This is a genomic window from Streptomyces sp. NPDC002788 (assembly GCF_053592115.1).
In genome coordinates, this window is sequence record NZ_JBSFVB010000021.1 from 115,768 (window position 1) to 136,395 (window position 20,628).

Sequence of the window (20,628 nt, forward strand, 5' to 3'; positions counted from 1 at the left end):
GCGAGGCAGCCCCGGGCACGCAGGCCGGCGCCCGGTGGACCGGACTGCGCGCCCGGCCCGTGGCACCAGCCCTGACCCTGCCCACCCTGGCGGAGTCGCACTCTCGGCACCCCGGCCACGGGCACGACCGACCGGCCGGGGCGGTCGCTCCCACCCGGGGGGCGCCCCCGGAGGGTTCACGCCTCGAACGGGCGCGCCGGCCAGGGAGCCTGTGCCGGGCGCAGTGCGTCCAGGCCGTCACCGGCTCGCGCGGCGACCAGCGACAGGACGCCCACGACGAGGCAGTTGTTGTGGAGCTCGCCGGCCAGCACGCCCCGGACGAGGTCCTCGACCGGCACCCGGTCGAGTTCCATGTCGGCCTCTTCCTCCTCGACCGCGAAGCGCTCGCCCTCGGCCTCGGACAGATCACGCGCGAGGAAGATCCGTACGGCCTCGTCGCAGCCGCCGGGCGTGGTGTAGACGTCGGTCAGCACCCGCCAGTCCTCGGCCTTGACGTGCGCCTCCTCGTACAGCTCGCGCTGCGCCGCGTGCAGGGGGTTCTCGCCGGGGACGTCCAGCAGTCCGGCCGGGATCTCCCACAGCTTGTGGCGCACGGGGTGGCGGTACTGGCGCAGGACGAGGACGCGGTCGGCCTCGTCGAGGGCGAGGACGGCCACGGAGCCGGGGTGGACCTGGTAGTCACGGCCGACCACGGTGCCGTCGGGCATGACCACGTCGTCGGTGCGGACGGAGGTCTTGTTGCCCACGAAGGGGGTCTGCGTCGCCCGGATCTCCCACTCCTCCGGGGTGTCCTTGATCGTCATGCCTGTCCTTCCACGTACCCAACACACCCTGCCGAAATGAAACCGGGGTGCACACCCTTTGAAGGGATGCACCCCGGCCACCGTACAACTGGTGTGTTACTTCGAAGTCTTCCGCTCGACCGCGGCCTTGACGAGCCCGGCGAACAGCGGGTGCGGACGCGTCGGGCGCGAGCGCAGCTCCGGGTGCGCCTGCGTGGCGACCAGGTACGGGTGGACGTCGCGCGGGTACTCGACGTACTCGACGAGCTTGCCGTCCGGCGAGGTGCCGGAGAACAGGATGCCCGCCCGCTTCTCCAGCTCGGCCCGGTAGGCGTTGTTCACCTCGTAGCGGTGCCGGTGGCGCTCCTCGACGTACTCCTTGCCGTCGTACACCTCGCGCACGATCGACCCCTCGGCCAGCTTCGCCGGGTACATGCCCAGCCGCATCGTGCCGCCCATGTCACCCTCACCGGCGACGATGTCCATCTGCTCGGCCATGGTGGAGATGACCGGGTGGCCGGTGGCGGGGTCGAACTCGGTGGAGTTGGCGTCGGAGATGTCGGCCAGGTTGCGCGCGGCCTCGATCACGATGCACTGCAGGCCCAGGCAGAGGCCGAGCAGCGGCACCTTGTTCTCGCGGGCGTAGCGGATGGCACCGACCTTGCCGTTCACGCCGCGCTCGCCGAAGCCGCCGGGGATGCAGATGCCGTCGACGTCACCGAGCTGCGCCGCGGCGCCGGCCGGGGTCTTGCAGTCGTCGGAGGTGACCCACTTGATCTTCACGCGGGCCCGGTTGGCGAAGCCGCCGGCGCGCAGCGCCTCGGTGACCGACAGGTAGGCGTCGGGCAGGTCGATGTACTTCCCGACCAGGGCGAGGGTGATCTCGTGGTCGGGGTTGTGGACGCGGTCGAGCAGGTCGTCCCAGGTCGTCCAGTCCACGTCGCGGAACGGCAGGTCGAGCTTGCGCACGACGTAGGCGTCCAGGCCCTCGCCGTGCACGGTCTTCGGGATGTCGTAGATCGAGCGGGCGTCGGGGCAGGCGACGACTGCGGCCTCGTCGACGTCGCACATCAGCGAGATCTTCCGCTTGATCGCGGTGGGCACCTCGCGGTCGCAGCGCAGCACGATCGCGTCCGGCTGGATACCGATGTTGCGCAGGGCCGCGACCGAGTGCTGGGTGGGCTTCGTCTTCAGCTCACCCGAGGGGCCGATGTACGGCAGGAGCGAGATGTGGACGACGAAGACGTTGTCACGGCCCACCTCGTGCCGGACCTGGCGGACGGTCTCCAGGAACGGCAGCGACTCGATGTCGCCGACCGTGCCGCCGACCTCGGTGATCACGACGTCGACCTCGTCCGTCGCCATGCGGCGGATGCGGTGCTTGATCTCGTTAGTGATGTGCGGGATGACCTGCACGGTGTCGCCGAGGTACTCGCCGCGACGCTCCTTGGCGATCACGGTGTTGTAGACCTGGCCGGTGGTGACGTTGGCCGAGCCGTCCAGGTCGCGGTCGAGGAAGCGCTCGTAGTGGCCGATGTCCAGGTCGGTCTCGGCGCCGTCGTTGGTGACGAACACCTCACCGTGCTGGAAGGGGTTCATCGTGCCCGGGTCGACGTTGAGGTACGGGTCGAGCTTCTGCATCACGACGCGCAGACCGCGGGCCTTGAGCAGCATGCCGAGGCTGGAGGCCGTCAGGCCCTTGCCGAGCGAGGAGGCGACACCCCCGGTGACGAAGATGTGCTTGGTCGTCGAGTTACGAAAAGCGGCGGGCGGCATGGCCAAGACGGGGCTCCCGTGGTCGCGGTCTGGGGGTGCGGTGCGGCTGCCTGCCGGAGGTTCCGGGGGCGCCGTCGCTGCGGTTCCGGGGTTCCCTGTCGAGGATTCCCTCGGGGGAAGGGGCCCACCGGTCCACGGGCTACCAGCGTATCAGCGCCGCGGGGCAATGACTTCCGGCCACGCTCCGCACACATCCCGACACGGAGGCGATCACCCTTACCGGTCCCTCACCCATTGCTCACTCGTTCGGCGTACTTGCCTTGCCTGGACGGGCACCCGGATCATCCGCATGCGTCGTATCCTGCTCGGACACTCGCTGCCGAGCCCGTCCGGCTCAACGGCGCCACCCCCCGCCCGTACGCACCGGAACAACGTGAGCTCGTCAGTTCGTTGAGCAACAATTGGCGCTTTGCATCACGGCTGAGTGACCTGTTTTGCTTCATCGCTCAACGACGCATTGCAAGACCTGCTGAAACCCCCTTGACCGCACTAGCGACAGCCCCCTCGTGGGGTGACGTGGCCGTTCGACTGGAGTTGCACGTGGCCGGGCGCATCGAAGACTACGCACTCATCGGAGACATGCAGACCGCTGCCCTGGTCTGCCGGGACGGGACAGTCGACTGGCTGTGCCTGCCGCGCTTCGACTCGCACGCCATCTTCGCCGGCCTGCTGGGCACCGAGGAGCACGGCTTCTGGCGGCTCGGCCCCGCCTACGCCTCCGACCAGGAACCGCCCACCGCCGCCCGGCGCAGCTACCGGGGCGACTCGCTGATCCTGGAGTCCGAGTGGGACACCCAGCGGGGCACGGTCAGGGTGACGGATTTCATGCCGCCGCGTGACGGCGCCCCGCAGCTGATCCGCATCGTGGAGGGCGTCTCGGGCCGGGTACCGATGCGCTCGGCGCTGCGGATGCGGTTCTCCTACGGGCGGGTGGTGCCGTGGGTGCACAAGCACGAGGGGCGCACGGTGGCCGTGGCGGGCCCCGACTCCGTGTGGTTCGACACATCGGCGGAGACGTACGGCAAGTCGCTGACCACGTACGCGGACTTCACGGTCGCTCCGGGTGACCGGATCGCGTTCACGATCTCCTGGCAGCCCTCCCACAAGGAGCCGCCGCCGCTGCCCGAGCCGGAGCAGTCACTGGAGGCGACGGAGGACTTCTGGCGCGAGTGGGTCGACCACTGTACGTACCACGGCCCGTACCGCGAGGCCGTGATCCGGTCGCTGATCACGCTGAAGGCCCTGACGTACGCCCCGACCGGCGGCATCGTCGCCGCGCCGACGACCTCCCTGCCGGAGGACATCGGCGGCGTCCGCAACTGGGACTACCGCTACACGTGGCTGCGCGACGCGGCGATCACCCTGTCGTCGCTGCTGCGCACCGGCTACCGCGAGGAGGCCCGCGCCTGGCGCGAGTGGCTGCTGCGGGCGGTCGCCGGCGACCCGGAGAACCTGCAGATCATGTACGGCATCGCCGGCGAGCGCGAGCTCGGCGAGGCGGAGCTGGACTGGCTGCCGGGCTACGAGAACTCCGCCCCGGTCCGGGTCGGCAACGGCGCCGCGCACCAGCTCCAGCTGGACGTGTACGGCGAGGTCACCGAGGCTCTGCACCTGGCCCACATGACGGGTCTCGCGCGCAACGACTACGCCTCGCTGCTCCAGCTGAAGCTGATCCGCTACCTGGAGGACCACTGGCAGGAGCCGGACGAGGGCATCTGGGAGGTGCGCGGCCCGCGCCGCCACTTCGTGCACTCCAAGGTGATGGCCTGGGTCGCGGTCGACCGCACGATCAAGCTGATCGAGTCCGGCGACGCGGACGGCCCGCTGGAGCGCTGGAGGGAACTGCGCGACGAGATCCACCGGGACGTGTGCGAGAAGGGTTACGACAAGGAGCGCAACACCTTCACGCAGTCCTACGGCTCGAAGGAGCTGGACGCGTCGCTGCTGCTGATTCCGCAGATGGGCTTCCTGCCGCCGGACGACAAGCGGGTCATCGGCACGATCGAGGCGATCCAGCGGGAGCTGTCCACGCCGGACGGCTTCATCCTGCGCTACCCCACGCAGGGCGACAACGAGGGCGTCGACGGCCTTCCCGGCGACGAGGGCGCGTTCCTCGCCTGCTCGTTCTGGATGGCCGACGACCTGGCGATGATCGGCCGTGTGGACGAGGCCCGCAAGCTGTTCGAGAAGCTGTTGTCGCTGCGCAACGACCTCGGCCTGCTGGCCGAGGAGTGGGACCCGCACCTGCAGCGCCAGGTGGGCAACTTCCCGCAGGCGTTCAGTCACGTGCCGCTCATCGACACGGCTCTGCGTCTGACCGCTTCGGGCGCGTACGGTGGCTGACGCGGTCCGCGGGGCGGCCCGCAGGGGTGTCACACCGGCTTGAGGGCCGTGAGTGTGCGCTCCCCGGCCGGGTCGCCCGCCGTGGCCGGGACCACGGCTATCTCGTCGAGTCCGGCCTCGGCGTAGGCGTCGATGCGGGCGCGGACGGTGTCGGCGTCGCCGACGAGGGCGACCGTGCCCGCGGCCTCCGGGGGCAGGGCCCGCAGCAGCGTGTCCGGGTCGGCGCCCTTGGCGGCCAGCTCGACGACCTCGGCGAACCCCGCGTCGACGAACATGTCGCTGTAGCCCGGCACGGTGAGGTACCCGACGACGCTGCGCAGGATCTGCGTGAGCGACTCCGGCTCCGGATCCACGGCGGCGGGCAGCCAGGCGGCCAGCCGCGGCGGGGTACGGCCCGCCTTCTCGGCGGCGGCGAGCATCCGGGCCCGCAGCATGCGGACCTGCTCGGGCGAGACGATGTCGAGCAGCATCCGGTCGGCGTGCGCGGCGGCCGCGGCGACCGCCCGCTCGCCGAACGCGGCGACGGTGACCATGCCTCCGGGCGGCGGCAGCCGGCGCAGGAAACCGCTCCCGGGCACGATCGGCTCGCCCGGCGCGCTGTCCATCAGCGCCCGTACGGCCGCCGCCGACTCCTCGAGGGCGGCGGCGGGCCGGGTCCGCGGCCGGCCGTGCACGCCTTCGACGACCCGCTTGCTGGAGGTGCCGAGGGCCACGCCGACGGGCCGGCCGGTGACGGCCGCGGTGGAGGCGGCACCCCGGACGATGGTCAGCGGGTCGCGCACCGACACCGGCACGGGCCCCGCGGTCAGCGCGGCCTGCTCGGTGGCCGCGCCGATCGCCGCAGCCAGGACGAACGAGTCCCACGTCGGTCCCTCGCCCGCCCACACCTCCCGGTACCCGAGCCGGTCGGCGAGCACCGCTACCCGCAACGGCTCCTCGACCGGGCTGTCGTCTTCCCGTCCCACCGCGACCACGCTGATGTCCATGACCGCGCCCGTACCCGGTAGATCATGACGTATTCCGCCCGGGTGATCGTGCCCCGTGTCCCTCCGGAGATGTCCGTAGGGCACCCGCGCGGGTAGCGTCCGGCACATGGACAGCGGGACGGACAGCGCGTACGACACCCAGGGTGCCGGGATCACCGTGCAGCGGGCGCTGGAGTTGCCGGGGCTGCGCAGCGGGCTGCCCGAGGTGCTGGCCGGTGCCGAGCGGCTCGGGCGGACCGTGCGCTGGGTGCACGCCGGCGAGGTGCCGCACATCGCCTCGCTGCTCAAGGGCGGTGAACTCCTGCTGACCACGGGCTACGGTCTCGGCACCCGCCCGGCCGAACAGCGGGCGTTCGTACGCACTCTCGCCGAGCGCGGCATCGCGGCCCTGGTCGTGGAGCTCGGCCCGCGCTTCACCCGGCTGCCCGCCGCCCTCGTCGACACGGCCCGCTCGGCCGGGCTGCCGCTCGTCCAACTGCACCGCGAGGTGCCGTTCGTCGCGGTCACGGAGGAGGTCCACACCGAGATCGTCAACGGCCACTACGCGCTGCTCCAGCGGGCGGAGGAGGTGCACCGGCGGTGCACACAGGCGGTGCTGGGTGGCGGCGGTGTGCCCCAAGTGCTCGGCATCCTGGCGGACTTCGCCGGCAACCCGGTGTTCCTGGAGACGGCGGACGGGCAGTTGCTGTACGCCGCCGGGGCCGGTCCCGAGGGCGCGGACCCGCTGCAGGTGTGGGAGGGGCTGCGCGGCCAGCACAAGGACGAGCCGCCGCTGGCGGGCTCGGTCCTGGTGGACGTGCCGGGCGGCGGGCACGGCAGCGGCGGTGTCCGGGCGCGTCTGGTGCTGCTGCCCGTACGGGCTTCCCTGGCGCCGGTGCACCGGATGGCGGCCGAGCGGGCCGCGGGCATCCTGGCCGTGGTGCTGATGCAGGCGCGGCAGGAGGAGGAGCTGGCGGCGCGCGGGCGCGGCGACTTCCTCACCGACCTCGCCGAGGGCCGGGTCACGGCGGAAGACGCCCCGGCGCAGGCGCGGGTGCTGGGCTTCCGGCCGGGCGAGGGCCCGCTGCTGCCGGTGGTGATTCGGCTCGGCGACGCCCTGTCCCCCGGCGGCGGTTGGGCCGTGCTGGCGAGGGCGGTCTCGGAGGAGCTGGCGTCGGTGGGCGTGCCGGTGCTGCTCGGGGTGCGGCCGGTGGAGGGGCGGGTGCTGGTGCTGCTCGGGCTGCGCTCGGAGTCGGAGCGGGCGACGGTCGCGGACCGGGTAGCGGCGGCGCTGCGGGCCGGGGTGGGCCGGGCGGGGATGCCGCGGCCGGGCGGGCAGCCGCCCGTGGTGGTCGTGGGCGTGGGCGGCGGCTGGACGGCGGTGGCGTCGGGCCTGCGCCACGCGGCCGAGACCGCCACGGCGGCCCAGGGCCTGCCGGACCGTCCCTGGTACGACGCCCGTCGCCTCGACATAGACCTGCTGCTGTGGCGGCTGCGCGACCATCCGGACCTGGCCGCGTTCGTCGACCGGGCCCTCGGCCCGCTCCTGGAGCACGACCGGCGCTCCCGGCCGCCGCTGCTGCCCACGCTGGCGACGTACCTGGCACATGCGGGACGCAAGGCGGAGACGGCCCGGGAGCTCCATCTCAACCGGCAGACGCTGTACAACCGTCTGGCGCGCATCGGGGAGTTGCTGGGCACGGACCTCGACGACCCGCAGACGGTGCTGACCCTGAGCCTGGCGCTGCGGGCCCGCAGGCACGTGTTCTAGAGCCTCTATGCGAGAGGCTGGGGCTTGGTCAACTCGTCGTACACACTGAGTACTTGGGCGACCGTCTCGTCCTCCGTCGGCCAGGTCGCGGCCTGCCGGGCGCCCTTGGCCCGCAGCAGTTCACGGCGCGCGGGGTCGCCGAGCAGGCCTGCCACGGAGTCGGCGAGGGCCTTGGCGTCCCCGCAGGGGACGAGTTCGGCCGCGTCGCCGACGAGTTCCGGAATGCCGCCCACGCCCGTGGCGACGAGGGGCACGCGCGAGTGGAGAGCCTCCTGAGCGAGGACGGAGCGCGCCTCCCAGCGGCTCGGCAGCAGGGCGAGGTCGGCCGCGGCGAGCAGATCGGTGATGTCGTCGCGCCGTCCGATGAGCCGGACCGGCAGCCCCTCCTGCTCGATCCTCCCCTGGAGTTCGCCGCGCAGCGGCCCCTCGCCCGCGATCACGACCAGCGGCACGGGATCCAGGCGCCGCCAGGCGCGCGCGGCGTCCAGCAGCACGTCGTACCCGCGGTGCCGCTCCAGGGAACCGACGGCAATGAGCAACGGCCGTCCGACGGCGCCGAGTTCGGCGCGCACCTTGGGCCGCAGCCGGTCGGGATCGTCGGGTTCGAGGGGCCTGCGGGGGCCGGGCAGCGCCACGGCCGCGAGCCGGGCGTCCCGGGCGCCCGTGTGCCGCGCCCGGTCCACGAGCGCCGACGACGTCCCCAGCACCACGGTGGCCGCCTTCACCACCCGTCGCTCCAGGACCCGCAGCAGTTGGGCACGCGCACCGTCGGCGTGCGTCCGGTCGTGCCAGGTCACGACCAGCGGGGTGCGCACGCGCCGCCCGCTGAGCGCGAGGACGGTACGGAAGGAGGCGTGCAGCCCGTGCGCGTGCACCAGATCGGCGTTGGCGCAGGCCGCCCGCAGGGCCGCCACCGACACCGGGTCGCTGCTGCGCGGCACGTGCACATGGTCGGCCCCGACACCGCTGAAGTCATAGGCGCGATCCGCCTCGAAGGGGGCGCACACCGTCACTCTCACGCCCCGCGCGACGAGCCCCGCGGCCAGCGAGCGCACATGCGCACTGCTGGCGGCATTGCCTCCGCCCAGCACCTGAACGGTGCGCAGCGGCGACTGGCCAGGCGGTGAGTGGCTGCTCACGGGGGTCACGTGGCCGGGCTCCTGGTTCGGGTCGGGCGGTCACGGCGCGGTCTCCCACGCATACTCCGTCAAGCATGCCAGGACATACGGGGGTTCCGGGCACGCCCGGAACCCCGGCGGCGCGACAGTGGGGCGCGGCATCGGGGGAATGCGCCGGTCCGGGTCACCCACACGAGTGAAGTCGGGCGTACCCGTCCAGCCCGGCCGCACGACCGCCGGCCCCGCCCCCGGCTACCCGTCCGCCCGAGCCGTGGCCAGCAACTCCTCCGCGTGCGCCCGGGCCGTCTCCGAGTCCTCCTGTCCTGCCAGCATGCGGGACAGCTCCCGGACCCGGTCCTCACCTTCCAGGACCTTGACGCCGGAACGGGTCACGGACCCGTCGTCGGTCTTCTCGACCAGCAGCTGCCGGTCGGCGAAGGCGGCCACCTGGGGCAGGTGCGTGACCACCACGACCTGGGCGGTCTTCGCCAGCCGTGCGAGCCGCCGGCCGATCTCGACGGCCGCCTTGCCGCCGACACCGGCGTCCACCTCGTCGAAGAGGTACGTCGGCACCGGATCCGTCCCCGCGAACACGACCTCCACGGCCAGCATCACGCGGGACAGCTCGCCACCGGACGCGCCCTTGGCGATGGGCCGGGGCGGCGCGCCGGGGTGCGGGGCCAGCAGCAGCTCGACCTCGTCGGCACCCGCGGGCCCGTAGGCGACCGGACGCCCGCCGACCTCGACGCCCTCCGGGTCCTCGGTCTGCCGGATGTCGAAGGACACGCGCGCGTGCGGCATGGCGAGCGAGGCCAGCTCGGCGGTCACGGCGGCGGCGAACCGCTCGGCGGCCTCCGTCCGCGCGTCCGTCAGCGCCTGCGCCAGCCCGCCCAGTTCGGACCGCAGCGCGTCCCGCTCGGTGGTCAGCTCCTCGATCCGCTCGTCGTCGCCGTCGAGTTCGGTCAGCCGGGAGGCACTCCGCTCGGCCCAGGCCAGCACGCCGGCGATGTCCTCGCCGTACTTGCGGGTCAGCCCGGTGAGCGCGGCCCGCCGCTCCTCGACGGCCGCCAGCCGCAGCGGATCGGCGTCCAGATCGTCGGCGTACCCCGCGAGGTCCCCGGCCGCGTCGCGCAGCAGGATCCCGATCTCCCCGATGCGGTCGGCGAGGGCGGCCAGCGCCGGGTCGTGCGACCGTACGGCGTCCAGGGCCCGCTGGGCACCCGCCACGAGCGTCCCGGCGTCGACGCCCTCGGGGTCCTCCGGGTTGCCGGCGAGCGCGGCGTGCGCGACCGCGGCGGCGGACGCCAGGGCCTCGGCGTGCCCGAGCCGCTCGGCCTCCTCGGCCAGCTCCACGTCCTCACCGGCCCGGGGTTCGACGGCGGCGATCTCGTCGAGCCCGTAGCGCAGCAGGTCGGCCTCCTGGGCCCGTTCGCGCGCGCGTGTGGTGATCTCGTCGAGCTCGGCGCAGACGGCCCGCAGCCGCTTGTAGGCCTCGCCGTACTTGGCCAGCGGCACGGCGACCGCGTCGCCCGCGTACCGGTCGAGCGCCTGCCGCTGCCGGGACAGCTTGAGCAGCCCCTGCTGGTCGGTCTGCCCGTGCACGGCCACCAGTTCGTCGGCGAGCCCGGCCAGCACGCCCACGGGCACGCTGCGCCCGCCCAGGTGCGCCCGCGAGCGCCCCTCGGCGGAAACGGTACGGCTGATCAGCAGCGCCCCGTCGTCGAGCTCGGCCCCGGCCTCCTCGGCGCGTACGGCGACCGTGGCGTCCTGGGGAACGGTGATCCGCCCCTCCACGACCGCCTTCCCGGCCCCGATCCGCACGAGCGCCGGGTCGGCCCGCCCACCCAGCAGCAACCCCAGGCTGGTGACCACCATGGTCTTGCCCGCACCCGTCTCACCGGTGACCGCGGTGAACCCGGGGGACAGCTCGACCACGGCGTCGTCGATCACGCCGAGCGACCGTATCCGCATCTCCTCCAACACGGACACGACCTTACGAGGTCCGGGCCCGCGAGTGCGACTGGCCTGCCCTTGTCACCCACGAGAGTGGTGATGCCTTGCTCGGGGGCGCGAGGCCGTCCCGGTACGCGGCTCCGCCGCGTGGGCGCGACCAACCACCCCCCGCAACCGCTAGTGCGGAGCCCCCCGCCACCCGGAAACGGGCAGAGCGAACTTCGCCACCAGCCGGTCCGTGAACGACGCGTGATGCAGCCGGGCCAGCCGCACCGGCACGGCCCCCCGCCGCACCTCCACCCTGGCGCCGGGCGGCAACTCCACGGTCCGCCGCCCGTCGCACCACAGCACACCCGGCGGGATATGAGGCAGAACCTCCACAGCCAGCACAGAATCCGGCGATGTCACCAGCGGCTTGGCGAACAGCGCGTGCGCGGAGATCGGCACCATGAGCAGCGCCTCGACCTCCGGCCACACCACCGGCCCGCCCGCCGAGAAGGCGTACGCGGTCGACCCGGTCGGCGTCGCACACACGATCCCGTCACAGCCGAAGCCCGTCACCGGCCGCCCGTCGATCTCGAGGACGATCTCCAGCATCCGCTCCGCGGACACCTTCTGCACGGCCGCCTCGTTCAGCGCCCAGTCCGTGTGCACGATGTCCCCGTTGCGGTGCACCACGACGTCGACGGTCATCCGCTCCTCGACCTCGTACGCCTTGGTCACCACCCGGTCGACCACCTTGTCGAGGTCGTCCCGCTCGGCCTCCGCGAGGAACCCGACGCGCCCGAGGTTGACGCCGAGCATCGGAACCCCCGACGCCCGCGCGAACTCGGCGCCGCGCAGCAGCGTGCCGTCGCCGCCCAGCACGATCAGCAGTTCACACCCGTCGAGGCACTGCGGAGTGGCTTCCTTGACCAGCTCCACTTCGGTCGGCAGCGGCAGGTCGCGCGCCTCCGCCTCCAGGACGCGCACGCCCAGCCCGGAGCGCAGCAGCCCCTTCACCACGAGCTCGGCACTGCGCACGGCCGCGGGCCGCCCCGTGTGGGCGAGCAGGAAAACAGTACGAGCTCGGTTCTCGGTCAACGCGGCCCCTCCGCCACTGCACGGTCAACGTCGGCCGGGTCCAGTTCCGGTGCCCCGGCCCGCAGCCACAGAAAGTATTCGACATTCCCCGACGGCCCGGGCAGCGGACTGGCCGTCACGCCCTTCACCCCGAGCCCCAGTCCCCAGGCCTTCTCGGCCACTCCCGTCACCGCTTCGGCCCGCAGCTGGGCGCTGCGGACGACTCCCCCACTGCCCAGCCGCTCCTTCCCCACCTCGAACTGCGGCTTGACCATCATCACCAGATCGGCGTCCGGCTTCACGCACCGCACCAGGGCGGGCAGGACCAGCCCGAGCGGGATGAAGGAAAGATCCCCCACGACAAGATCCACAGGCTCCCCATCGATCGCTTCAAGCGTCAACTCGCGCACGTTCGTACGGTCCTTGACGGTGACGCGTTCATCCTTCTGGAGGGACCACGCGAGTTGGCCGTATCCGACGTCCACGGCGACGACATGGGCGGCGCCCGCCCGCAGCAGGACGTCGGTGAAACCGCCGGTGGACGCGCCCGCGTCGAGCGCCCTGCGCCCCTGCACGGCCAGCCCCTGCGGCACGAACACCTCGAGCGCCCCGGCGAGCTTGTGGCCGCCCCGGGAGACGTAGTCGGGATCGCTGTCGTCCTGGGCCACCACGATCGCGGCCGCCGTCTCCACCTGTGTGGCGGGCTTGGTCGCGACGGTCTTGCCGACGGAGACGCGTCCGGCGGCGATCAGCTGGCCGGCATGCTCACGCGAACGCGCGAGCTTCCGGCGGACCAGCTCCGCGTCCAGACGGCGACGTGCGACTCCTGCCACGTTCGGTTCAGCTCCTAGGTCCAGGCGGCGATCAGAGGGGGCGACCCGAAGGGTCGCGGTGCGGGGTGGTGGCCGGGTGACCGGCGGGAGCCGGAGGTCCCGGGCGTACGTCGAGCGCGGTGAGCGCGTCGCGCAGCCCCCGGTGTACATCCTCGTACACCTCGATGTGCCCGTCCGTGGCGAGGTGGTCCGCGTCGCCGAGCCGGTCCAGGGCCGCGTCCACGTCGGCGTCGCCGGTGGGGATGCGGGGCACGTTCAGCGGGGCGGGGGCGGCCGGGTCGTGGCCGGGCTCTTCCTCCGCGGCCGCCGAGGTCTCGGGAACTGCGTCGTCCATGCCCAGACGCTACCGCGAACCGCTGCGGTACCGTCGACCGCGATGGCCACGATCGAGGAGTGCCGCAGCGCACTCGACAAGCTCTCGGACAACATGCAGCGCGCCGAAGGGGACGTCCGCGACGCCGCGGCCCTGGACCGCTCGGTGAGCTGCCACATCACGGACCTGGACGCCACCTTCGTCGGCCGGATGCGCGGCGGGCGGATCGAGGTGCACGACACGGTCCAGGGACCGCCGCCCGCCAAGGCCGAGATCAGACTGGCCATGACCGGCGACGACCTGGTGGCCCTGGTCGACGGCGAGCTGAGCTTCGCCACGGCCTGGGGTTCTGGCCGGGTGAAGCTGCACGCGTCGCTGCGGGACCTGCTCCGCCTCAGGAAGCTTCTGTAGCGGCGACCTTCCCGGCCACATCCCCGGCGCGTGCCTTGCGCGCCGCCGGCACGACCAGCGGTGTGCCCGTCTCCGGGTCGTCGACGACCTGACAGCGCAGCCCGAAGACCTCCTCGACCAGCTCGGCCGTGACGATGTCCCTGGGCGCGCCCTCGGCGACGACCCTGCCCCCGCGCAGGGCGATGAGGTGGGTGGCGTAGCGGGCGGCGTGGTTCAGGTCGTGCAGCACGGCCACGAGCGTGCGCCCCTGCTCCTCGTGCAGCTCCGCGCACAGGTCCAGGACGTCGATCTGGTGCTGGATGTCCAGGAAGGTCGTCGGCTCGTCGAGCAGGAGCAGCGGCGTCTGCTGGGCGAGCGCCATGGCGATCCACACGCGCTGGCGCTGGCCGCCCGAGAGCTCGTCGACGTAGCGGTCGCCGAGCTCGGCGACACCGGTCTGCCGCATGGACTCCTGGACGATCCGCTCGTCCTCGGTGGACCACTGGCGCAGGATGCCCTGGTGCGGGTAGCGACCGCGGCCGACGAGGTCGGCGACGGTGATGCCGTCGGGCGCGATGGACGACTGGGGCAGCAGACCGAGGGTCCGCGCGACCTTCTTCGCGGGCATGGACTGGATGACCTGCCCGTCGAGCAGCACCCGTCCCTCGCTCGGCTTGAGCATCCGCGACAGCGCCCGCAGCAGTGTCGACTTGCCGCACGCGTTGGGGCCGACGATCACCGTGAACGAGTGGTCGGGTATCTCCACCGACAGCTGCTCGGCGATGACCCGCTGGTCGTAGGCCAGGGTGACGTTCTCGGCGGACAGGCGGTTCACGGGGCTCCTTCGGTTGTTCAGTCCGCTGCTGGTGCTGCTCTCGGCGCTCGGGCCCGCGCTCATATCCGGCCCGCCCTGCGCTCGGTGACCAGCAGCCACAGCAGGTAGACACCGCCGACCACACCGGTGACCACACCCACGGGCAGCTGCTCGGCGCCGAACGCCCGCTGCGAGACCCAGTCGGCGACGACCAGCAGGGCGGCGCCCATGCACAGCGAGGGCAGCAGGTTCGGCCCGGGCGAGCGGGTCAGGCGCCGGGCCAGCTGCGGCGCGGTCAGCGCGACGAAGCTGACGGGGCCGGCCGCTGCCGTCGCGGACGCGGTGAGCAGCACGGCCGCCACCATCAGCAGCAGCCGTACGCGCTCCACCCGGATGCCGAGGGCGTACGAGACGTCGTCGCCCATCTCCATCATCCGCAGCCCCCGCGCGTTGACCAGGACGAGCGGCACGAGCACGGCGGTCAGCACGAGCAGCGGCCACACCTGGTCCCAGTCACGGCCGTCGAGGGAGCCGGTCATCCACACCACCGCGCGGGCCGCGTCCACGATGTCGGACTTGGTCAGCAGATAGCCGTTGACGGCGGTGACGATCGCGGAGACGCCGATACCGACCAGGACCAGTCGGTAGCCGTGCACGCCCCGCTTCCAGGCGAGCACGTAGATGGCGAGCCCGGTCACCAGGCCGCCCACGAGCGCCCCGGCGGCGACCTGGTCGGCGCTGCCGGAGGTCAGCACGATCACCGTGAGCGCGCCGGCCGTCGCGCCCTGGCCGAGACCGAGCACGTCCGGGCTGCCCAGCGGGTTGCGGGAGATGGACTGGAACAGCGCACCGCCCAGTCCGAGCGAGGCGCCCACGAGCAGCCCCACCAGGACCCGCGGCAGCCGCAGTTCGTTGACGATGAACTCCTGGCCCGGGTTGCCCTCGCCGACCAGCGTGCGCAGCACGTCGGCGGCCGGGATGGGGAAGTCGCCGGTGCCGATGAGCACGACACTCGCCGCGAGCGCGGCGACGAACAGCAGGAGCACGACGGTGACGATCCGCACGTCCAGGCGTATCGAGAGCCTGCCGGTCCGCACGGCACGGTTGGTGGTCTTCACAGCTGCGCCGTCCTCCGCCGTCGTACGAGAAAGATGAACACCGGTCCGCCGAGGATCGCGGTGACGATGCCCACCTGGAGTTCCGCGGGCCGGGCCACGATCCGGCCGATGACGTCGGCCCCGAGCAGCAGCACGGGCGACAGGATCGCCGCGTACGGCAGGATCCAGCGCAGGTCGGGCCCGGTGAAGGAGCGCACGACGTGCGGCACCATCAGCCCGACGAACACGATCGGCCCGCATGCGGCGGTCGCGGCCCCGCACAGCACGGTCGCGGCCAGCATGGACAGCGCCCGCGTCCGGTTCAGATCCGCGCCGAGCGCCTTTGCGGTGTCGTCGCCCATGGCCATGGCGTTGAGCGGCCGGGCCAGGGCGAGCGCCAGGACCGTACCGGTCAGCAGGAACGGCAGGACCTGCTCGATGGTCGCGTCGGTCGCCGAGGCCAGCGAACCGACCGTCCAGAACCGCATCTTGCCGAGCGCCGCCTCGTCCATGATCATCACGGCCTGGAGGTAGCCGTAGAGCGCGGCGCTGATGGCCGTACCGGCGAGCGCGAGCCGCACCGGTGTCGCACCCCGGCTTCCCCCGAGGAACCAGACCAGCGCGCCGACCGCGGCCGCGCCGAAGAACGCGAACCAGACGTAACCCGTGAGCGACGTGACCCCGAAGTACGTGATGGCCGTGACGACCGCGGCGGACGCGCCCGCGTTGATGCCGAGCAGGCCGGGGTCGGCCAGCGGGTTGCGCGTGAGTGCCTGCAGGACCGCCCCGGCAAGGCCCAGGGCAGCGCCGGCGAGCAGCCCGAGCACGGTCCGCGACAGCCGCTCCGCGACGACGACATCGCCGTAGGTCCCCGAGTCCTCGAACAAGCCGTGCCAGACCTGCCCGAGGGTCAGCTCCTTCGCGCCGATCGCGATACTCGCCAGCGCGACGAGCACCAGGGCCGCGACGGACAGAAGCAGCCCGAAGGCTCGTACCGCCCGTCGGTTCGGGGGCGCGGGGGCGGTCTCCGCGCGCGGTTCGGGAGGACTGTCGACCAACACGCGGTTAGGTTAGCCTACCCTCGCATCCGATCAAGATTCGGAATCCCCCGTCGCACTCGGCTGCCCGACCGCACCACGGACGCTGACAGGTCCTCAGATCCCCAGTCGGGCCAGTGCCTTCCCGCCGTCCAGCTCGCACACGCCCTCACCGGCGGCCGTCCAGGCCACGGCACACAGGGCGCGCAGCCCGTCCAGCGCCTCGCCCTCCCCTTCCAGCTCCAGCCGGTCCGCACCCGCCGTCGCCGTCCAGCCACCGCACCGGAAACCGCCGTCGCCCGCCTCCACGACGTCCGGCTGCCCGCCGAGCATCCCGCGCAGATCGGCGTCCACATACGTCGGCCGGTGCTGCGGCGGCGCGGCCAGCAACTGCGCGCCGTCGGTCACACCGGTCAGGACCAGCAGCGAGTCGACGTCCCCGTTGAACGCGCCCTCGATGTCCGTGTCCAGCCGGTCCCCCACCACCAACGGCCGCTTCGCCCCGGTCCGCAAGATCGTCTCCCGGTGCATAGGCGGCAACGGCTTGCCCGCGACCTGCGGTTCGGCACCCGTGGCGATCCGCACGACCTCCACCGCCGCGCCGTTGCCCGGCGCGATCCCACGCCCGCTCGGAATCGTCAGGTCGGTGTTGGACGCGAACCACGGCACGCCCCGGGCCACCGCATAGGAGGCTTCCGCGAACCGGCCCCACGGCAGATCAGGCCCGCCGAACCCCTGCACCACCGCCGCCGGATCGTCGTCCGCCGACTCGACGGGCTCGAGTCCCCGCTCGCGCAGCGCGACCCGCAGCCCCTCGCCGCCGATCACCAGTACCCGGGAGCCCTGCGGCACCTGCTCGCTGATCAGCCGTGCGACCGCCTGCGCCGAGGTGATGACATCGTCCGCGCCCGTCGGTATGCCCAGCTCCGTCAGATGCCCGGCCACGGTGTCCGGCGTCCGCAGCGCGTTGTTGGTCACGTACGCCAGACGCATCCCGCCCTCCCGGGCCGCGGCCAGCGACTCGACCGCGTGCGCGATCGCGCTCCCGCCCGCGTACACGACACCGTCCAGGTCGAGCAACGCCGTGTCGTACGCCTCGCTCAGGGCCTGCCCACTGCCCTCGGGCCTCGTCCTGACGCTCCGGCTCATCCCGCATCGCTCCTCGTTCGACGGCTTTCCCCCGATCATCCCCCATGCCACCGGCACCCGTACGATGCCGGGATGAACACAGCAGGTCACTCGGAGGAAACGGCGCACCGAGGCCTGGAACTCACCCCGTTCCGAGGCCTTCGTTACGACCCCGACCGGGTCGGCAGCCTTGCCGCCGTGACATCTCCGCCGTACGACGTCGTGGTGCGCCCCGACGGCCTGCACCACCTCGAGTCCGCCGACCCGTACAACATCGTCCGTCTGATCCTCCCCCAGGCCGCCACACCCAGCGCCCGCAACGAACAGGCCGCCGAGACCCTGCGCCGCTGGCTGTCCGAGGGCGTCCTGACCACCGACGCGGAACCCGGCCTGTACGTCTACGAGCAGCAGGACGGCGACGGCATGCTGCAACGCGGCATCATCGGTGCCCTGCGCGTGTCCGATCCGGCCGAGCAGGTGGTGCTGCCCCACGAGGACGTCATGCCGCACATCGTCGCCGACCGGGCGGCCCTGATGCGGGCCACCTCCGCCAACCTCGAACCCCTCCTGCTCACCTACCGCGGCGACGGCACGACGACCGCCACCGCGGACCTGATCGAGCGCACAGCGGGCCGGCCACCCCTGCTCGCGACCACCACGGAGGACGGCTTCAGCCACCGCCTGTGGTCGGTCACCGACAGCGCGGAGCTGGCCACGATCCGGACGGATCTGGCCGGCCACCAGGCGCTCATCGCCGACGGCCACCACCGCTGGGCGACCTACCGCCGCCTCCGCACCGAGCACCCCTCCCCCAGTCCGTGGGACCACGGCCTGGTCCTCCTGGTCGACACGGCCCGCTACCCCTTGAGGGTCCGCGCCATCCACCGCCTCCTGCACGACCTCCCGGTAGGCGACGCCGTGGCAGCCCTGGACGGCCACTTCCGCGTACGCCGCCTCGACGTCCCGCTGTCCGAGGCCCTGGACGCACTGGCGGACGCGGCCTGCGCGGGCAACGCGCTCCTGCTGGCCGGCGACGGCTCCTTCCACCTCGTCGACCACCCGGACCCGGGTCTCCTGGACCGCACGATCCCCGCCGACCGCCCCACGGCCTGGCGCACCCTCGACGCAACGGTGCTCCACGCCACGCTCCTCCGGCACGTCTGGCACATCTCCGAGGACTCCCCCGACCGCATCGCCTACATCCACGACACGGCCGCCACGGTCGCGAAGGCGGAACGCGACGGCGGTACGGCCGTCCTGATGCACCCGGTCCGCGAGGAGGTCGTCCGCGACCTGGCCCGCCAGGGCGTGACGATGCCCCGCAAGTCGACGTCGTTCGGCCCGAAGCCGGCGACGGGCCTGGTGCTGCGGGCGCTGGACCTCTGACCGCCGGGACAGCAACGCCGAAGGGGCGGGACCCGAGCCGCACGGCCGGGATCCCGCCCCTTCTCTCGTACTCGACAAACGTCAGCCCGTGCCGTTCGTCAGTTCTTGTCGGCGTCGTCCTTGTCGGCGTCGTCCTTGTCGGCGTCGTCCTTGTCGACGTCGTCCTTGTCGACGTCGTCCTCGTCCGTCTCCGGCGAGGCCTCCGGATCCTCGTCGCTCTCGTCGCTCTCGTCGTCGACGAGGACGTCCACGAACTCCACGCCGTCCAGCTCGGCGAGCCGGTCCGAAGCATCGGTGCTGCCGTCCCGGTCGGCCTCGACGGCCTTCGCGAACCACTCCCGCGCCTCGCTCTCCCGCCCGGCGGCGAGCAGCGCGTCGGCGTACGCGTACCGCAGTCGCGCGGTCCACGGCTGCACGGAGTTGGCGGCCAGCTCCGGGCTCTGCAGCGTCACGATGGCCGCGTCCAGCTGCCCCATGTCCCGCCGCGCACCGGCCACGACGAGCCGCATCTCGACCTGCCCGGCCTTGTCGAGCTTGTGCACCTCGGGCGCCCCGGCCATGTCCAGCGCCTTCTCCGGCCGCCCGAGCCCGCGCTCACAGTCGGCCATGACAGGCCACAGATCGATGTTCCCGGTCATCCGCTTGGCGGCCCGGAACTCGGCCAGCGCCTCGCCGTACTTCTGGCTGGCGTACGCGGCGAACCCGGCGGCCTCCCGTACGGCGGCGACACGCGACGCCAGCCGCAGCGCGACCCTGGAGTAGCCGTACGCGCCCTCGGGGTCCTCGTCGAGGAGCCGCGCGACCATCACGAGGTTCCTGGCAACGTCGTCCGCGAGCGTCTTCGGCAGGCTCTGCAGCTCCTGCCGTACGTCCTTGTCGATCTCGTCGCCCGTGACGTCCTCGGGGATCGGCAGCCGCTTGATCGGCTCACGGTCGCGCTCACGCTCGTCCCGGAACCGGCCACCACCGCGGCGATCGTCGCCGCCCCGCCGGTCGTCCCGGCCACGGAAGCCGCCGGGCCGCCCACCGCGATCGTCGCGACGGGGGCCACGACCGCCGCGGTCGTCCCGGCCACGGAAGCCGCCGCCCCGCTCGCCGCGGTCTCCGCGGTTGTCGTCGCGCCGGAACTCGCCTCGCTCGCGGGGAGCGTCCTCACGACGGAAGCCGGAACGCCCGCCCTGACCGGCGTCGTCACGCCGGAACCCGCCGCGGTCCCCACGGTCGTCCCCACGGCGCTCGTCGCGGCCACGGAAACCACTGCGGTCGTCGCGCCGGAAGCCGCGGTCACGGTCGTCGCTCCGGAAGCCACGGTCCCGGTTGTCGCTGCGGTCCCCGCGGTCGTCACGGCGGGAGAAGCCACCGCGGTCGCCGTCACGCCTGTCGTCACGCCGGTCATCGCGCCTGTCGTCCCGACGGTCGTCCCGTCGGAAACCACCGCGCGGCCCGCGGTCGTCCCCTCGGCGGTCATCTCGCCGGTCGTCTCCGCGGCGCACGTCGCCCCGGCGGTCGTCGCGCCGTGCGTAGCCACCGCCACGGTTGTCGTCGCGACGGAAGCCCCCGCGGTCGCCGCGATCGTCCCGGTTGTCGCGACGCTCACCGCGGTCGTCGCGCTGGAAGGACGGGCGGTCACCACGGTCGTCGCGGCGGAAGGACGGGCGGTCACCACGGTCGTCGCGGCGGAAGGACGGACGCTCACCACGGTCGTCCCGGCGGAACCCGCCTCGGTCCCCGCCCCGGTCGCGGTCGTCACGGCGCGGTCCACGATCACGGTCGTCGCGGCGGAAGGACGGACGCTCACCACGGTCGTCCCGGCGGAACCCGCCTCGGTCCCCGCCCCGGTCGCGGTCGTCACGGCGCGGT

At 72.8% G+C, this 20,628-nt stretch carries 17 protein-coding genes; 4 read left to right on the forward strand and 13 right to left on the reverse strand.

Annotated features, from left to right (window positions below):
• Positions 1–176: 176 nt before the first annotated feature.
• The gene (locus ACWD1U_RS31955) at positions 177–803 is read right to left on the reverse strand and encodes an NUDIX domain-containing protein (RefSeq protein ID WP_451112830.1); all 627 of its coding nucleotides are present in this window, start codon (positions 801–803) and stop codon (positions 177–179) included.
• Positions 804–899: 96 nt separating this feature from the next.
• Complete coding sequence (locus ACWD1U_RS31960) at positions 900–2,558, reverse strand: CTP synthase (RefSeq protein WP_451112860.1); 1,659 nt, start codon at positions 2,556–2,558, stop codon at positions 900–902.
• A 540-nt stretch (positions 2,559–3,098) separates the two neighbouring features.
• Here ACWD1U_RS31960 and ACWD1U_RS31965 point away from each other — a divergent pair.
• Positions 3,099–4,901 carry a glycoside hydrolase family 15 protein gene (locus tag ACWD1U_RS31965; RefSeq protein WP_451112862.1) on the forward strand — a complete coding sequence of 601 codons (1,803 nt, stop codon included), beginning with the start codon at positions 3,099–3,101 and terminating at the stop codon, positions 4,899–4,901.
• Between the two features lie 29 nt (positions 4,902–4,930).
• Here ACWD1U_RS31965 and ACWD1U_RS31970 read toward each other — a convergent pair whose 3' ends face one another.
• Entirely contained in the window at positions 4,931–5,887 is a 957-nt protein-coding gene (locus ACWD1U_RS31970) for an LLM class F420-dependent oxidoreductase (RefSeq protein ID WP_451112832.1), read from the reverse strand.
• A 106-nt stretch (positions 5,888–5,993) separates the two neighbouring features.
• On the opposite strand from ACWD1U_RS31970, the gene ACWD1U_RS31975 reads away from it, so the two are divergent.
• Positions 5,994–7,637 (forward strand): PucR family transcriptional regulator, encoded by a 1,644-nt coding sequence (locus tag ACWD1U_RS31975; protein ID WP_451112834.1) that lies wholly within the window; start codon positions 5,994–5,996, stop codon positions 7,635–7,637.
• 5 nt (positions 7,638–7,642) lie between these two features.
• Here ACWD1U_RS31975 and ACWD1U_RS31980 read toward each other — a convergent pair whose 3' ends face one another.
• The 5 genes from ACWD1U_RS31980 to ACWD1U_RS32000 form a co-directional block, all read right to left on the reverse strand.
• Complete coding sequence (locus tag ACWD1U_RS31980; RefSeq protein WP_451112836.1) at positions 7,643–8,785, reverse strand: glycosyltransferase family 4 protein; 1,143 nt, start codon at positions 8,783–8,785, stop codon at positions 7,643–7,645.
• Positions 8,786–9,007: 222 nt separating this feature from the next.
• Positions 9,008–10,726 (reverse strand): DNA repair protein RecN, encoded by a 1,719-nt coding sequence (gene recN / locus ACWD1U_RS31985; RefSeq protein ID WP_451112864.1) that lies wholly within the window; start codon positions 10,724–10,726, stop codon positions 9,008–9,010.
• Between the two features lie 159 nt (positions 10,727–10,885).
• Complete coding sequence (locus tag ACWD1U_RS31990) at positions 10,886–11,791, reverse strand: NAD kinase (RefSeq protein WP_185009616.1); 906 nt, start codon at positions 11,789–11,791, stop codon at positions 10,886–10,888.
• A complete protein-coding gene (locus tag ACWD1U_RS31995; RefSeq protein ID WP_451112838.1) occupies positions 11,788–12,603 on the reverse strand; it encodes a TlyA family RNA methyltransferase in 816 nt (271 codons plus the stop codon). Before ACWD1U_RS31995 ends, ACWD1U_RS31990 begins: the two co-directional genes overlap by 4 nt.
• 31 nt (positions 12,604–12,634) lie before the next feature.
• Positions 12,635–12,937 carry a hypothetical protein gene (locus ACWD1U_RS32000; RefSeq protein WP_451112840.1) on the reverse strand — a complete coding sequence of 101 codons (303 nt, stop codon included), beginning with the start codon at positions 12,935–12,937 and terminating at the stop codon, positions 12,635–12,637.
• 42 nt (positions 12,938–12,979) lie between these two features.
• Between ACWD1U_RS32000 and ACWD1U_RS32005 the strand changes: the two genes are divergently transcribed.
• Positions 12,980–13,327, forward strand: a complete 348-nt coding sequence (locus tag ACWD1U_RS32005; RefSeq protein WP_451112842.1) for an SCP2 sterol-binding domain-containing protein — start codon at positions 12,980–12,982, stop codon at positions 13,325–13,327.
• Here ACWD1U_RS32005 and ACWD1U_RS32010 read toward each other — a convergent pair.
• The 4 genes from ACWD1U_RS32010 to ACWD1U_RS32025 all read right to left on the reverse strand — a co-directional run bounded on the left by ACWD1U_RS32010 (position 13,311) and on the right by ACWD1U_RS32025 (position 17,403).
• On the reverse strand, positions 13,311–14,204 hold the full coding sequence (locus ACWD1U_RS32010) for an ABC transporter ATP-binding protein (RefSeq protein WP_451112844.1): 894 nt from the start codon (positions 14,202–14,204) through the stop codon (positions 13,311–13,313). The genes ACWD1U_RS32005 and ACWD1U_RS32010 overlap by 17 nt on opposite strands.
• On the reverse strand, positions 14,201–15,238 hold the full coding sequence (locus ACWD1U_RS32015) for a FecCD family ABC transporter permease (protein WP_451112846.1): 1,038 nt from the start codon (positions 15,236–15,238) through the stop codon (positions 14,201–14,203). The genes ACWD1U_RS32010 and ACWD1U_RS32015 overlap by 4 nt, the downstream gene beginning before the upstream one ends.
• Positions 15,235–16,278: a FecCD family ABC transporter permease gene (locus ACWD1U_RS32020; protein ID WP_451112848.1), complete on the reverse strand. Its 1,044-nt coding sequence runs from the start codon at positions 16,276–16,278 to the stop codon at positions 15,235–15,237. Before ACWD1U_RS32020 ends, ACWD1U_RS32015 begins: the two co-directional genes overlap by 4 nt.
• 93 nt (positions 16,279–16,371) lie before the next feature.
• Positions 16,372–17,403: an HAD hydrolase-like protein gene (locus tag ACWD1U_RS32025; protein ID WP_451112850.1), complete on the reverse strand. Its 1,032-nt coding sequence runs from the start codon at positions 17,401–17,403 to the stop codon at positions 16,372–16,374.
• Between the two features lie 72 nt (positions 17,404–17,475).
• Between ACWD1U_RS32025 and ACWD1U_RS32030 the strand changes: the two genes are divergently transcribed.
• Entirely contained in the window at positions 17,476–18,768 is a 1,293-nt protein-coding gene (locus tag ACWD1U_RS32030) for a DUF1015 domain-containing protein (protein ID WP_451112851.1), read from the forward strand.
• Positions 18,769–18,866: 98 nt separating this feature from the next.
• Here ACWD1U_RS32030 and ACWD1U_RS32035 read toward each other — a convergent pair whose 3' ends face one another.
• Positions 18,867–19,682 carry a tetratricopeptide repeat protein gene (locus tag ACWD1U_RS32035; RefSeq protein WP_451112866.1) on the reverse strand — a complete coding sequence of 272 codons (816 nt, stop codon included), beginning with the start codon at positions 19,680–19,682 and terminating at the stop codon, positions 18,867–18,869.
• Between the last annotated feature and the right edge of the window lie 946 nt (positions 19,683–20,628).